At 48.1% G+C, this 690-nt stretch carries 1 protein-coding gene and 1 pseudogene; both read left to right on the top strand.

Features of this window, described 5'->3' with window-relative positions; all coding sequences use genetic code 11:
• Positions 1–235, top strand: a pseudogene (locus R8O11_RS27915) (oxidoreductase); the annotation flags it as partial.
• Positions 232–690: (Fe-S)-binding protein (locus tag R8O11_RS27920; RefSeq protein WP_318194959.1), on the top strand; the 459-nt coding region annotated here is incomplete at its 3' end. The pseudogene R8O11_RS27915 and the gene R8O11_RS27920, both read left to right, overlap by 4 nt.

Below are 690 nucleotides of genomic sequence, written 5' to 3' on the forward strand. Positions count from 1 at the left end.
CAACAAATCGATGGATCCATTGCTGGCTTACTCATGTAACGCCTGTGACCAGTGCACCATCGTGTGTCCGAAAGACTTCCCGATGAAGGAAATGTTCCTAGGCGCACGTGCTGACTTTGTTAAGGCAAACAATGGTGAATCACCAATGCCGGGTCATAAAGCGATCAATATGCACCAGAAACTGGGCTTCTCAAAAATCTTCACTATGGCAAAACGAGCGGTATCGACAAAATGAGTAATAAAGTATTTATGCCAGGATGCAGTTTGCCATCCTATTCACCAGAAGGCGTAGCGGCCATTGCGAGCTACCTAAAAGAAGTATTCCCAGAAATGGGCGCAGTACAGAAATGCTGTGGCAAACCTACCGCGGCTATCGGCCAAACAGAGAAATTCAAAGAACGCTACGGCCAGCTTCAAGCCGACTTCGACAAGCTAGATGCACAAGAAGTCATCGTGGCGTGCCAAAGCTGCTACGGCATGATCAAGAAGTCTGGTGGCACACAAAAACCGGTTTCATTGTGGAAACTGCTTCCAGAAATCGGTCTGCCAGAAGCGCTACGCGGTAAAGCGAAAAACAGTGACGTCGTATTCACCATTCACGACTCTTGCTCTACTCGCTACGAAAAAGAGCTGCAAGACGGTATCCGCTGGATCTTGAACGAGCTTGGCTACAAAACCTCAGAACCAGAA

The sequence above is a fragment of the Vibrio sp. 1288 genome (genome assembly GCF_033344475.1).